Annotated in this window: 10 protein-coding genes; all 10 read left to right on the top strand. The window is 74.2% G+C overall.

Annotated features, from left to right (window positions below; all coding sequences use genetic code 11):
• Positions 1–153 precede the first annotated feature (153 nt).
• The 10 genes from B5Y66_RS08655 (at position 154) to B5Y66_RS08610 (ending at position 14,287) form a co-directional block, all read left to right on the top strand.
• Entirely contained in the window at positions 154–1,437 is a 1,284-nt protein-coding gene (locus B5Y66_RS08655; RefSeq protein ID WP_079573532.1) for an ABC transporter substrate-binding protein, read from the top strand.
• Between the two features lie 51 nt (positions 1,438–1,488).
• On the top strand, positions 1,489–2,439 hold the full coding sequence (locus tag B5Y66_RS08650) for a carbohydrate ABC transporter permease (protein ID WP_245807011.1): 951 nt from the start codon (positions 1,489–1,491) through the stop codon (positions 2,437–2,439).
• On the top strand, positions 2,426–3,355 hold the full coding sequence (locus B5Y66_RS08645; protein WP_245807010.1) for a carbohydrate ABC transporter permease: 930 nt from the start codon (positions 2,426–2,428) through the stop codon (positions 3,353–3,355). The genes B5Y66_RS08650 and B5Y66_RS08645 overlap by 14 nt, the downstream gene beginning before the upstream one ends.
• Positions 3,356–3,396: 41 nt before the next feature.
• A complete protein-coding gene (locus B5Y66_RS08640; RefSeq protein ID WP_079573528.1) occupies positions 3,397–4,161 on the top strand; it encodes an SDR family NAD(P)-dependent oxidoreductase in 765 nt (254 codons plus the stop codon).
• On the top strand, positions 4,158–6,116 hold the full coding sequence (locus B5Y66_RS08635; protein ID WP_079573526.1) for a heparinase II/III domain-containing protein: 1,959 nt from the start codon (positions 4,158–4,160) through the stop codon (positions 6,114–6,116). Before B5Y66_RS08640 ends, B5Y66_RS08635 begins: the two co-directional genes overlap by 4 nt.
• The gene (locus tag B5Y66_RS08630) at positions 6,113–8,224 is read left to right on the top strand and encodes a DUF4962 domain-containing protein (protein ID WP_139820806.1); all 2,112 of its coding nucleotides are present in this window, start codon (positions 6,113–6,115) and stop codon (positions 8,222–8,224) included. The genes B5Y66_RS08635 and B5Y66_RS08630 overlap by 4 nt, the downstream gene beginning before the upstream one ends.
• Positions 8,221–8,850: a DUF624 domain-containing protein gene (locus B5Y66_RS08625; RefSeq protein ID WP_217700762.1), complete on the top strand. Its 630-nt coding sequence runs from the start codon at positions 8,221–8,223 to the stop codon at positions 8,848–8,850. The genes B5Y66_RS08630 and B5Y66_RS08625 overlap by 4 nt, the downstream gene beginning before the upstream one ends.
• The gene (locus B5Y66_RS08620) at positions 8,847–10,178 is read left to right on the top strand and encodes a GDSL-type esterase/lipase family protein (RefSeq protein ID WP_079573524.1); all 1,332 of its coding nucleotides are present in this window, start codon (positions 8,847–8,849) and stop codon (positions 10,176–10,178) included. Before B5Y66_RS08625 ends, B5Y66_RS08620 begins: the two co-directional genes overlap by 4 nt.
• Before the next feature lie 103 nt (positions 10,179–10,281).
• Complete coding sequence (locus B5Y66_RS08615; protein ID WP_079574366.1) at positions 10,282–12,738, top strand: polysaccharide lyase 8 family protein; 2,457 nt, start codon at positions 10,282–10,284, stop codon at positions 12,736–12,738.
• Between the two features lie 25 nt (positions 12,739–12,763).
• Positions 12,764–14,287: a polysaccharide lyase 6 family protein gene (locus B5Y66_RS08610; RefSeq protein ID WP_079573522.1), complete on the top strand. Its 1,524-nt coding sequence runs from the start codon at positions 12,764–12,766 to the stop codon at positions 14,285–14,287.
• The last annotated feature ends 24 nt before the right edge of the window (positions 14,288–14,311 follow it).

The following is a 14,311-nucleotide window of genomic DNA, read 5'->3' as shown; positions in this document are numbered from 1 at the left end:
GTGCATCGATGGACTGTCTGGCGCCGATCATAGGGCATCAATTCACGCTTGACGCCGGTCACACCCGCCCCTATGGTCGGTGCATCGTTACACCGGAGTCGAGGTCGACTCCCCACGCCTTCGCCAGATCAACGCCGATCGAAAGGGCTTGTCATGGAATTCAGCCGTCGCAGCTTCCTCACGGCCATGGGCCTCGGAACCGCGGCCGCCGTCGCGGGCTGTGCCACGACGAGCCCCAGCGGCTCGTCCGCCGCCGACCCCACCGGACCGGTGGAGGGCGACATCACCTTCCTGTGCGCGCTGTTCGAGGGCGCCACCGGCAAGGACACGCTCGAGGGCAAACTGCTCAAGCAGTTCAACGAGAAGTACCCGGACGTCAACGTCACCGTCGACTACACCGACTACGGGTCGCTCAACGAGAAGATCACCACCGGCCTGGCCAGCGGGCTCATGCCCGACGTCGTCACGCTGGGCGTCGGCTGGATCCCGCCGTTCGCCTTCAAGAACGCGATCGCCCCGCTGCCCGAGTCGCTCGCGACGCGCTACACGTACGAGGAGCGGGTGCTGGAGCCGTCGCGGTTCGACGGCAAGCTCTACGCCCTGCCGATGGTGCTGGACACGCGCATCGTCGCGTACCGCAAGGACTTCTTCGAGGAAGCCGGCATCAAGGACACCCCGAAGAACTGGGACGAGCTGCGTGAGATCGCGAAGCAGCTCACCGTCAAGGAGGGCGACAAGGTCACCCGCGTGGGCTTCGACCCGTTCTCCATCGACCTGCGCCAGTGCTGGGAGACGTTCCTGTTCGGCAACTCCGGCGAGCTCTTCTCCGCCGACGGCCGCGAGGTGCTCTTCGACAGCCCCGAGGGCGTCGCGTCGCTGCAGCTCTTCCTCGACATGATGGCGGACGGCTCGGCCGACTTCGCCCTCACCACCGAGGCCGGGCAGCCCACCACCCTCCAGCAGGGCACCTCGGCGATCATGATGACGAACAACTCGCTGTACGTGCAGCTGGAGCAGCAGTCGCCCGAGCTGATCGACAAGATCGGCACGTTCGTGCTCGGCAACACCGACCCGGCGATGCTGCAGGGCGGCACGATGGTCTCCCAGTCGGCCACCAGCAAGAACCCCGCCGCCGCGCGCGCCCTCGTCGAGTTCCTGGGCTCGCCGGACCCGGTCCTGGTGGCGAGCGAGCAGCGCGGCTCGGTCCCGGCGATCTCGGACCTCAAGGACAGCGAGTACGTCCAGGGCAACCCCATGGTCGCGTTCGCGCTGGAGAACCTCGGCAAGGCGCGGTCCGAGGGCGGCACCCCGGCCTGGATGGAGATCCGGGAGAAGATCAAGCCGACCCTCGAGACGGCGATCGTCGGGCAGCAGACCGCCCAGCAGGCCATCGACCAGCTCGCCGGCATCGCGAACGACGCGATCGCCCGCCTGTGACCCGGCCCGCCCCATGACCGTGACCGTCACACCGAGGAAGAGGGGGTCGTCGTGGCCGTCGTCTCCGCGCCGCGCGACGTGAGCGCACCACCTGCCACCCCGCCCCGTTCGCCCGCGCCCCGGCGCCGGCGGGCGGGCGGGGCCCGGCGCCGAGCCGGGATGCTCATGGTGGCGCCGGCGTTCCTGCACGCCCTGATCTGGATCGGCATCCCCGTGATCGCCGCGTTCGTGCTGTCGTTCACCAACTACGACGTGCTCACGCAGCCGCGGTTCACCGGGATCCAGAACTACGTGGACGCGCTGACCGACCCGGTGTTCCGCCGGGGCATGGTCAACACGCTGGTCTACGCGTTCTTCACCGTGCCGGTCGCGATGGGGATCGCGCTGCTCATCGCGCTGATGCTCGACACCCAGCTGCGCGCCCGGGCGCTGTTCCGCACCGCCGTGTTCATCCCGCAGGTGACCGCGACCATCGCCGTCGCGCTGGTGTGGCTGTGGATCTACGACCCGCGCAACGGCCTGCTGAACGCCGTGCTCGGCTTCTTCGGGATCCCGGCGCAGAACTGGCTGTCGTCGACCACGTGGGCGATGCCGTCGGTGATCGTCGTCGGCATCTGGCAGGGCATCGGCCTGAAGATGCTCATCTACCTGGCGGCGCTGCAGTCCCTGCCGAAGGACGTCTACGAGGCGGCCTCGGTGGACGGGGCGTCGAAGACCCGGCAGTTCTTCAGCATCACGCTGCCGCTGCTCAAGCCCGCCACGTTCTTCGTCTTCGTCACCTCGGTCATCTCCGCCTTCCAGGCGTTCGACCTCATCTACATCCTGACGGACGGCGGTCCGGCGAACACGACCACGATGATGACGTACGAGATCTACAAGTCGGCGTTCCGGGAGTTCCGCGTCGGCTACGCGTGCGCCCAGTCGATCATCCTGTTCGTCTTCCTGCTGCTCCTGACCCTCGCGAACCGACGGCTCAACGGAGGCGACAGTGGCCGGCATTGATCTCACCGCGACCTCGCCGCGCACCTCGCTCGACGTCGTCGGCCGCTCCCCGGCGTCGCGCCGCCGGCTCTCGCGGGCCGCCCTCTACGTGGCCCTGAGCGTCATCGCCGTCGTCATGGTGGTGCCGTTCGTGTGGATGGTGCTGACGTCGCTCAAGACGCCGGCGGACATCGCCGCGAGCCCGCCCACGTTCCTGCCCACCGAGTGGGCGTGGGGCAACTACGCCGACGCGCTCGCCGCGGCGCCGTTCCTCACCTACGCGCGCAACAGCCTGGTCATCGCGGTGAGCCACACGACCATCAACCTGCTGGTCGCGTCGATGGCGGGCTACGCGCTGGCCCGGCTGCGCTTCCGCGGCTCGGAGCTGGTGTTCCTCGGGTTCGTCGCGGCGCTGATGATCCCCACCTACACGAAGATCATCCCCGAGTTCCTCATCGTGCGGTTCATGCCGCTGTTCGGGGGCAACGACATCCTCGGGCAGGGCGGCACCGGCTGGCTCGACACCTGGTGGGCGCTCATCGTGCCCGGCGCCGTGACGCCGTTCGCCGTCTTCCTGTTCCGGCAGTTCTACCTCGACCTGCCGGTGGAGCTGGAGGAGGCCGCCAGGCTCGACGGCGTGAGCGAGCTCGGCATCTGGGCACGGATCATGACGCCCCTGGTCAAGCCGGCGTTCATCACCGTGGGGCTGCTGACGTTCGAGAGCTCCTGGAACAACTTCCTGTGGCCGCTGCTCGTGACGCGCACCGACTCGATGCGCGTGATCCAGGTGGGCCTGTCGGTGTTCCGCACGGAGAACGACACCCAGTGGGCGTTCCTCATGGCCGGCACCACGCTGGCGACCCTGCCGATGGTGGTGCTCTTCCTCCTCGGCCAGAAGTACTTCGTCCGCGGCTTCGCGAACGCGGGCATCAAGTGACGGTCGGCGGACGGCCGCCCGTCGGACAGAGAGGACAGCAGATGGCGATGGACATGACGGACGCGAAGGTGCTCGTCACGGGCGCGGGGCACGGGATCGGGCGCGGTGTCGCGCTCGGCCTGGCGGCCGCGGGGGCGGACGTCGTGGTCCACTACGGCAGCTCGGCCGACGCGGCCGCACGGACGGTGGCCGACATCGAGGCGCTCGGCCGCAAGGCGGTCGCGCTGCAGGCCGACGTCACGTCGACCGAGGACGTCGACCGGTTGGTCGAGGACGCGGTCGCCTTCCTGGGCGGGCTCGACGTCGTGGTGTGCAACGCGGGCCACCTGGTGGGGCGCGTGCCCGTGGCGGAGATGAGCGACGACCACTACCAGGCCGTGGTCGACGTCAACCTCGGCGCCACGTTCCGCACCTGCCGGGCCGCGATCCCGCACCTGCGCGAGTCGGACCGGCCGCGGATCGTCGCGGTGTCGTCGCTGGCGGCGCACAACGGCGGCGGGCCGGGATCGGTCGTGTACGCGGCGGCGAAGGCGGCCGTGCGTGGCTTCGTCAAGGGCCTCGCCAAGGAGCTCGGCCCGCAGGGCGTCACGGTGAACGCGGTGGCCCCCGGCTACATCGCGGACACGGCGTTCCACGGCACGTTCAGCACCGACGAGGCGCAGCAGAAGATGGTCGCGGGCACCCCGGTCGGGCGCCCCGGCACCGTCGAGGACGTCGCCGCGGCGGTGCAGTACCTGGCCTCGCGCGAGGCGTCGTACATCACCGGCACCACCCTCGACATCGACGGGGGGACCTGGCCGCGATGACCTCCCTCGCCCCCGTCCCCCTCCCCGCCGGCGCTGTCGCGGCCGGGCTGCCCCGTCAGCGCGGCGGCTGGTGGCACGACTTCGTCTGCCCGACGCACGGCACAGAGCTCTCCCACGCGGGGATCCCCGGGCCGGTGCCGCCCGTCGGCGGCGTGCGGTGCCCGCACGGCTGCACGGTGGACACCGAGCTCGTGCGCGGCGCCTGGCTGGTGCTCAGCCACCAGGCGTGGGCGCGGCGGGCGCGGGTGCTGGCGCACCGGGCGGCCCGGACCGGGGACGCGGCGGCGCGGGCAGAGGCGGTGGCCCTGCTGGTGGGCTACGCCGACGTGTACGCGGAGGTCGCGGGCGGGGGCGAGCACGAGCGCGCGCAGGACTGGATGCTGCGCGGGAGGCTGTTCCACCAGGCGCTCACGGACGCCATCTGGGCCGTGTCGATCGGGCACGCGGTGTGGTCCCTCGCGGAGGCCGACCCGGACCGCGCGGGCGACCTGGTCCCCGTGCTGGGGATGCTCGACGCGACCGCCGAGGCGGCCCGCGCCGCCCGGGGGCGGCTCGTGGACGACGGACGTTTCACGTCGAACTACACCGCCTGGCTGAACGCCGCCGGGCGGGTGTGCAGCCGGGCGGCCGCGCTCGTGCGCGGCGACCGGCAGGCGCCCGCCGTCGCCGGCGACGAGTGGCTGTCGGGGGAGCACGGGCAGCTCGCCCACGCCCTCGCCGCCAGCACCCGCGGCGGCTGGGAGTGGGAGGCCAGCACGTACTACCACGGCTTCGTGGTGCGGGCCTATCTCCTGTCCCTGCGCGGCACCGACCCCACAGACCTGCCCGCCGACGCCCGTGACCGGCTCGTCGCGATGGTCGACGTGCTGGCCGGGCTCGCGACCGATGGCGGCGTGCTGCCGTCGGTGCACGACGGCCCGTACTCCCGCCCGGCCCTCGCGCTCGAGTGGACGGAGCTGGCCGCGCTGGCCGACGGCTTCGTCGCCGACGCCGGGCTGGCCGCGGTCGCCGCGCACGCCCGCACGGAGGCGGCGGCAGGGGACGGCGACGACGAGGGGGCGGACGGCCTCGAGGACGAGCTGCGCCGGATGGCGCCGGGCTGGTTCGCCGCCCCGCCGCTGGCGGTGGCGCGGCCGCCGCGCCCCGCCGTGAGCCTCGACGAGGAGGTGGGGATCGCCGTCCTGCGCGGGGCGGGGATCCACGCCGTGCTCGACCACGGGCCGCACGGCGCCGGGCACGGGCACCACGACAAGCTCGCGCTCGCCCTGTTCGGGCGCAGCACCCCGTGGCAGCCCGACCCGGGCCAGGTGCCGTACGGCCACCCGGCCTGGCGGTCGCACTACGCGTCGGCCGCCGCCCACCCGGTCGTCCGCGTCGACGACGCCGACCCCGCCGAGGCGACCGGGCGGCTGCTGGCCCGCGACGAGCGGTCGCTGACCGTCGAGGTCCGCGGAGACGCGACGTCCTGGTACGACGGCGCCCGCGCCGTGCGGCACGTCGTCCTCGGCGACGGCTACCTGCTCGACGTCGTGCACGCGCGCGCCGACCGGCCGAGGCGGCTGGTGCTCGGGCTGCGGCCCGACGTGCCGCTCGGGGTGCGCGTGGACGGCGACGTCGTGCGCACGGCCTGGCTGGGCGCCGAGGCGCTCGACGGCGTGCACGCCGCCGGCGCCGCCGGGCCGGACGGCGCCGGGACCGACGGACCCGTGCCCGTGCGCGCCGTCGTCCTCCCCGGGCCGGGCCCGGCGGACGACCCGCAGCGCGAGCGTGCGCACGTGGACTGGGCGGCCGAGGGCGCGACGTCCGCGACGTGGGTGTCGGTGTACCAGGCGGACGTCGACGCGCGCGGGGGCGGTGCGGACGTGACGGGCGTCGAGCTCGACGCCGCGGAGGTGCGGGTGCTCCGCGCGGACGGGGCGGTCCACGTCCACGCCCTGCCGGAGGCGATGGCATGACCGACGTCGTCGCGACCACCCGGATGCTGCTGCTCGACGACGCCCGGCTGGCCGACCTGCGCTCCCGGCTGGACGGCGACCTGGCGCCGCAGTGGCGCCGCCTGGCGGAGCAGTGCGACCTGTACCGGCGCACGGCGCCGCCGGCGGAGCACCCGCTCGCGAGCATCACGTACCTGGGCCCGGCGGCCGCGAACCTCGCGCTGGCCTACCGGCTCACGGGCCAGCGGCACTACCTGGAGGAGGCGTGGCGCTGGATCTCGGCGGCCGTGTCCTTCGAGCACTGGGGCCGCGCGCACCTGCCCGACCACGACCTCGACGCCGGGTGGATCCTCCACGGGCTGTCGCTGGCGTACTCCTGGCTGGGCGACGACCTCGACCCGGAGCGGCGGGAAACGCTGCGCGCCAAGCTCGCGCTGCAGGGGGAGCGGCTGTTCGACTTCGCCGTCGCGAGCGAGGGCGGCTGGTGGAGCAGCTCGTACTGGCAGAACCACCACTGGATCTGCCACACCGGCCTCGCGACCGCCGGCTACGCGCTCGGCGTGCCGGCCTGGACGGAGCGGGCCAAGGCGGCGATGTCCACCGTCGTCGACGTGCTGCCCGCCGACGGCTCCGACATGGAGGGCGTCGTCTACTGGCGCTACGGCGTGCCGTGGCTCGCCACCTACCTCGACCTGCTGCACGACGCCGAGGGCGTGGACTGGTGGGACCGGTGCCGGTTCCTGGCCCGCACGTTCTTCTACCGGCTGCACCAGGCCGCACCGGGCTACGAGGAGATCGTCGACCACGGGGACTGCCACGACCGGCGCAGCGGGCACAGCGTGGCGCTGTACCGGATCCTCGCGTCGCGGTACGGGATCGGCGAGGCGCAGTGGCTGGCCGACACCGTGGCGAGGCGCTTCTTCTGGCGCGAGGCGTACGAGAGCGGCGTGAAGCCCGGCGTGCTGCCCGAGGCCTGGGCCGAGCTGCTCTGGTACGACGCGTCCGTGGCGCCGGTCGACCCGGCCACGTCCGTCCCCGCGCAGGCGGCGTTCGAGGACCTGGGGCTGCTGGTGCACCGCACGTCGTGGGACGACGACGCCACGCTCGTGTCGTTCAAGTCGTCGCCCGGTGGCGGGCACACGGCCTGGGACACGTCGCGGCGGATCGACGCCGAGCGCGGCTGGGACACCCTCAGCGCCGGCCATCACCACCCGGACGCCGGGTCGTTCGTGCTCGCGTCGCGCGGCGCGTGGCTGCTGGTCGACGAGGGGTACTCCAACAAGAAGCGGGCCGGGCACCACAACCTCGTCCTCGTCGACGGGCAGGGCTTCGCGGGGGAGGGGCGGTACCACGTCTACGCCGACGCCCCGCCGGACCGCACCGCCGACATGGTCGACGTCCTCGCTGAGGGCGGGTTCCTGCACGGCCGCGCCCGCATCGGGCGGATGTACCCGGCCGAGCTGGGCGTCGAGTCGCTGGAGCGCACGCTCGTCGTCCTGCCCTCCGGGCGCACCGTCGTCGTCGACCGCGGGCGGGCCGCCGAGCCGCGCGAGTGGACGGTGCTGCTGCACGCCGACCACCCCACGGAGACGGTCGACCGCGACGTGCCCCACGACGGCCTCGGGGACGGAGCGGACGACGGCGTCGTGCGGCGCGTGCTGCGGAACGGCCGTGCGGGCGCGTGGCTCACGACCCACGCCGCCGGCGGCGCCCGCGCCGAGCAGGTCGTGACCGACGTCGAGGCCAACCCGACGTCGAGCACCCCGTCGCTGGTCGTGACGCGGCGGCTGCACACGCTGCGCGTCACGCCGCCCGCCGCCCGCGACCTGCTCGCCGTCACCACGATCGAGCCGTTCGACGCCTTCGGCCCGACGCCCTCCACCGTCCGCCTGCCCCGCCCGCTCACCATGGAGGTCGGGGTGGACCTGGGCGGCGGCGAGCGCGTGTACCTCGCCGGGCCGGACGGCGCGATCGAGGCAGACGGCGTGACGGCGCTGGCGCGCGCGGTGCTGGTCGCGGGCGACCGGGTCGCCGTCGTCGGGGCCCGGCGCGTCGAGCTCGACGGCCAGGTGCTGCTCGACGGCGACGCCGAGGTCACCGCCGTGCTCCCGGCCCGGGGCGAGCGATGACGGCCGCGCCCGCCGCCGGCCGCGCGCCGGCCGACCGGTCCCGCCGCTGGTCGCAGACGTTCCTGGGCTGGCTGGAGTGGCTCGCGCACCCCGTGGCGGCGGGCGCGGCGTTCGCGATCCTGTGCCTCGGCGTCGTCACCTGGCTCCCGGCGCTCGCGGCGACCAGCCACGCCCTGCGGGCCTGGCGCGCCGACGGCGAGGGCCGCGTGTTCACGGGCGTCTTCCGCGCCTTCGGCACGTATTGGCGCCCGCTGCTCGGGCACGCGGTCGCGTCGACGGCGGGTCTCGCCCTGCTCGTGGTCGACGTCGTGTTCCTCGTCGGGCGTACCGGCCCGGGCGCGCTGGTCCTCGTGATGCTCGCGCTCGGGCTGCTCGTCGCGTCCGTGCCCTACCACCTGGCGCTCGCCGTGGTCGCCGCCGCGCGGCCCGACGGGTCCGTGCGTACCTGGGCGCCCGGCGCGCTGTGGTTCGCCTTCGGCTCGGTGCCGCGCGGCACCGCCCTGCTGGGCGCCGCCGTCGCGACGCCCGTGTTCTCGCTCGTGGTCCCCGCGGGCCCCCTGCTGCTGTGCGCGAGCGTCCCCGTCCTGGTGGGGCTCGTGATCCTCGACCAGACGGAGGACGCATGACCGGCACCACCGCACAGGCCCTGTCCCGCCCCGGCGCCGTCGGGCGGCGGTCGCTGCTCGCCGGGGCGCTCGCCTCCACCGGCGCGCTGCTCCTCGCGCCCCGCGCCGCGGCGCTCGACGAGGGCCCGGCGCTCGCGGACACCGCCACGGCCCGGACACGCACCACGTCGTGGGTGCCGTCGTGGACCACCGCGCACACCCGGCCCACGGCCACCGACCCGCTGGTGGTGGGCGGCGTCACCGACCGCACGGTGCGGCACGTGCTGCGGCTCAGCACGGGGACCGGCCGGGCAGGAGCGCTGCGCGTGCGGCTGGCGGGCACGTTCTCGGCGACCCCGGTCCGCGTCGGAGCGGTCACCGTCGCGCGTCGCGCGGCGGGGCTCGCCGGGGCGGGCGCCGCCGTGGACCCGGCCACCGTCACGACGCTCACCTTCGGCGGCGAGCGTGGTGCCCTGCTCGCCGCGGGCGCGACGCTGGTCAGCGACCCGGCGGAGCTCGGCGTGCCCGACGGCGGCGACCTCGTCGTCAGCGTGCACCTGCCGGGCCCCACCGGCCCCCTGAGCTTCCACCGCAACACGCATGCGACGGGCTACGTGGGCGCGGGCGACCTCACCGCCGACGTGGGGCCCGGCTTCGACGGCGCGGAGACGACGAGGTCGGCCGTGCTGCTGGTCGGGGTCGACGTCGAGCGTCCCGGCGTCCCGGGCGTCGCCGTGCTGGGCGACTCGATCACCGAGGGCGTGGGTACGCCCGACGACGCCGACGAGCGGTTCACCGACCACCTCGCGCGTCGCCTCGCCGAGCGTGGCGGACCGGTCGGCGTCGCGAACCTCGGCATCAGCGGCAACCGGGTGCTGCTCGACGACGAGCGGTTCGGCCCGAGCGGCCAGGCGCGCCTGGACCGCGACGCCCTGGCCCTGCCCGGCATCGACACCCTGCTGGTGGTGCTCGGCGTCAACGACCTGCAGCAGCCGCCCAGCCAGACCGACCCCGCCGTGCTGCTCGCCGGCTACCGCCAGCTCGTCCTGCGTGCCCGCGACCGGGGCCTGCGGGTGGTCGGCACCACGATCACCCCCTTCGGCGACTGGCAGCGCTGGACTCCCGCTCTCGAGGAGGAGCGTCGGGTCGTCAACGCGACGCTGCTCGCCGAGGCAGGCCGCGGCACCGGGGCGTTCGACGCCGTCGCCGACGTGGCGTCCGCCCTCGCCGACCCGGCCGACCGGGCGCGGCTGGCGCCCGCCTTCGACAGCGGCGACGGCCTGCACCCCGCGCCCGCCGGCGCGGCCGCGATGGCCGCCGCGGTCACGCGCCGCGCCCTGCTGGGCTGACCGGTCCCGACCTTTCTCCCGCACCACCCGCACGCCGTTCCACCCCTGCGTTCCACCCACCTGCTCGACGACGAGAGGGATCGTGATGGAGAACGACACGACCATGCCTGCCCACCGGGCGACCGCGCCCAGCCGCCGGTCCGTGCTGCGCGGCTTCGGCGCCCTCGCCGGCGCCGCCGCGCTCGCCCCGGCCCTGCCGCTGCCCGCCCGGGCGACGCCCGCCTCGACCACCACGGAGCTGGTGGAGCGCTGGGCCGTGCTGCAGACCGGCGGCCCGGGCCTGGACCTGGCCGACGCGCACGTCGCCGCCGCCGTGCGACGCGTCGACCGGGCCGCCACGACCGTCCTCGCGACGCTCGACCCGTCCGCCGGGCGGGCGTCCCTGTGGCCCGACCTGGGCGACTGGACGAGGTCCAACACCGTCACCACGACGTTCAAGCGGCTGCGCTCGATCGCCGTCGCGTGGGCGACGCCGGGCACGTCGGTGGCGGGCGACGCCGCCGTGGCGGACGCGGTCGCGGACGGCATCACGTGGATGCACGACCACGTCTACGGCCCCGGGATCCCGCGCTTCGACAACGACTGGGACTGGGAGATCGGCTCGGCGTCGGCCCTGGCGGACACGCTCGTCGTGCTGCGCACCCACCTGGGCGACGCGCTCGCCCGCAGCACGGCCGCCATCGACCACTACACGCCCGACCCGAACCTGTGGCGGGCCGACCGGCAGATCGCCACCGGCGCCAACCGGGTGTGGATCGCGACGGTCGTCGCCGTGCGGGCGTCGCTGGACGGCGACGAGGCTGCGCTGCTGCGGGTGCGCGACGCCCTGAGCGACGTCGACGGCGGGGGCGCCAACAGCGTGCTGGCGTTCGTCGACGGCGGCACCGCGGAGGGCGAGGGCACGGGGGAGGGCTTCTTCCGGGACGGCTCGTTCCTGCAGCACTGGAAGCACCCGTACAACGGCGGCTACGGCAAGGAGCTGCTGGGCACGCTGTCGTCGCTGCTGCACCTGCTGGGCGACTCGCCCTGGCAGGTCACCGACCCGGCGCTGGCGAACGTCTACGCCTGGGTCACCGACGCCTTCGACCCGCTCATGGTGCGCGGCGACATGGTCGCGTCGGTGTGCGGGCGCGAGATCGCGCGGCCCAGCAAGCAGGGGCACGCGGCCACCCAGACGGTGATCGAGGGCACCCTGCGGCTCATCCCTTCCGCCCCCGAGACGCTGGCGGCGACCCTGACGTCGCTGGTGGCGCAGTGGATCACCGAGGACACCTACCGCGACTTCCTCGCCGCTACCACGCCCGCGTCGGTCGTGGCCGCGAACGCCCTGCTGGCCGCCTCGCCGACGCCGCGCGGCGCGCTCGTCGCGCACCGGCAGTACCCGGCGATGGACAAGGCGGTGCACCACCGGCCGGGCTTCGCGGTGAGCGTCAGCGGGTACTCGGCCCGCGTGTACAACTACGAGTCCATCCAGAACGAGAATCTGCACGGCTGGCACCTGTCCGACGGCATGGTGCTGCTGTACACGGACGACCTCGGCCACTACAGCGAGGACTACTGGCCCACGGTCGATGCGTACCGCCTGCCCGGCACCACCGTCGACACGGCGCGGCTCGCGAACAGCGCGAACTTCCGGGAGACGAGCGAGGCGACCTGGGTGGGCGGGGCCGCGGTGCCCGGCGCCACGGTCGGCGCGTACGGGCAGGACCTGCGCGCCCGCGGGTCCGACCTGCGGGCGCGCAAGAGCTGGTTCCTCATCGACGACGCCGTGGTCTGCGTCGGCTCCGGCATCACCGCCCCCGCGGCGGGCGGCGTCGAGACGGTCGTGGAGAACCGCAAGGTGCGCGACGGCGCCGCGCTCGTCGTCGACGGCGTCGCGCAGGGGATCGGGAACGGCTGGTCGGCCACGCTCGACGACGTGCGCTGGTGCCACCTGTCCGGCACGGCCGGCTACGTCTTCCCGGACGGCGCGCGGCTGCACGCCCTGCGCGAGGACCGCACGCACACGTGGCGCGAGATCAACATCAAGTACGGCACCGACACCCCGGTGACCCGCCCGTACGTCACGGCGTGGCTCGACCACGGCGCCGCCCCCGCGGACGCGACCTACGCCTACGTCATGCTCCCGGCCGCCGACCCGGACGGCACCCGCGCGTTCGCGGAGGCCTGCGGCACCGCCGACGGGTTGCGGATCCTCGGGCAGGACGCCGACGTGCACGCCGTCGCGCTCGGCGGCACGCTCGCGGCCAACTTCTGGGCGCCCGCGTCCGTCCCGGTCGGCGCCGGGGTGCCCGGGGAGGGCGGGGCGCTGCACGCCGACGGCCCGGCGTCCGTCGTCGTGCACGAGTCCGGGGTCACCGAGTGGACCCGGCCCACCACCGTCGCGGTGAGCGACCCCACGCAGACCCGGGACCAGGTCGTCGTCGACCTGAACCGCGACGGGCTGCGGTTCGTGTCCGCCGACCCGGGCGTCACCGTGACCCGACAGGGGGCGGGCTGGCGCATCGTCGCCGCCACCGCCGGCCTGGCCGGCGCCACCGTCACCGCGTCGTTCGTCTGACCAGCCCGCGACCTCTGGAGGAACCATGAAGAAGCACCTCGCACTGCCTCTCGTCCTGGCCGTCGGGCTGTCCCTGGGCGCTGCGACGCCCGCCACCGCCGCCGGCTCCGCGCAGTCCCCGGTGCCCGCCGACGCCGCGACGTCCGGCGGCCCGGCCGCCGCCGCGGGGGAGGACGCCGAGCCCGCGCCGCTGCGCACCGTCCCCGTGAGCACCAGCGCCGAGCTCGCTGCCGCGTTCAAGGCGGCGCTGCCCGGCGACCGCATCGTGCTGGCCGACGGCGAGTACACGATGGTCAAGCTGGCCGACAAGGCGGGCACCGCGGAGGCGCCCGTGGTCGTCGAGGCCGCGACGCTCGGCGGCGCCGTCGTCACCGGCGGCCAGCTGGAGGTCGCCCGGTCGAGCCACGTCGTCGTGCGCGGCCTGACCTGGCGCAACGCCACCACGCTGAAGATCACCGCGTCCACGCACGTGCGGTTCACGCGCAACGACGTGGCGCTGCGGTTCGAGCCGCCCGCCGACCCGACGTCGTCGCGGCACTGGCTGCAGATCTCCGGCGAGGGCAGCGGGTACCACCGCATCGACCACAACGCGTTCCACGACAAGACGCTGATGGGCAACTACGTCACCGTCTACGGCGGCGCCACGCAGATCTCCCAGCACGACCGGATCGACCACAACTGGTTCGCCGACAGCCCGGCGCAGCCGGTCAACGGCGGCGAGGCGATCCGGCTCGGCGTCTCGGCCCTGTCCGACTCGAGCTCGTTCGCCGTCGTCGAGCACAACCTGTTCGAGAACACCGACTCCGACCCGGAGATCGTCTCGATCAAGAGCGACGACAACACCGTGCGCTTCAACACCGTGCGCACCTCGGCGGGGGCGTTCGTCGCGCGGCGCGGGGACCGCAACGTCATCCAGGGCAACTTCTTCCTCGGCGAGGGCAAGCCGGGCACGGGCGGCGTGCGGCTCTACGGCGACGACCAGGTCGTGTTCGACAACTACTTCGAAGGGCTCGCCGGCTCGGGGTACACGGCCGCCCTGCAGATCGACGGCGGCGACGTGGACGGGTCCGGCTCGACGTCGGCCCACTGGCGCGTGCACCGCGCGACCGTCGTCCACAACACGTTCGTGGACAACGTCGCGAACATCGAGGTCGGCGCCAACTACCTCTACCCGCCGGTGGACTCCCTCGTGGCCGACAACCTCGTCGTCGGCTCCGCCGGGCCGCTGTTCGTGGAGCACAAGCAGCCCGCCGGGATCACGTACTCCGGCAACGTCGCGTTCCCGACCGGTGCCGCGACCCTCGGCCTCGACGCCGCGCCGCGCGAGGTGCGCGTCGTCGACCCGCTGCTGGTCCGCTCCGGCGGGCTGTGGCGGCTGCGCCCCGGGCCGGACGTGAACACAGCCGTCGGGAGGTACCCGTTCCTCACCGAGGACATGGACGGCCAGCCCCGTGACCGGCGCCCCGACGTCGGCGCCGACGAGGTGTCCTTCGCGCCCGTCGTCCGGCAGCCTCTCGAGCGGGCGGACGTCGGACCCTCCGCTCCCTGACCGGGCCCCTGCACCACCCGTCCC

The organism is Krasilnikoviella flava, from assembly GCF_900167525.1.
Lineage (GTDB): Bacteria > Actinomycetota > Actinomycetes > Actinomycetales > Cellulomonadaceae > Isoptericola > Isoptericola flavus.
The sequence above is the reverse complement of the archived record's forward strand: the minus strand, read 5'-3'. Positions and strand labels throughout refer to the sequence as shown.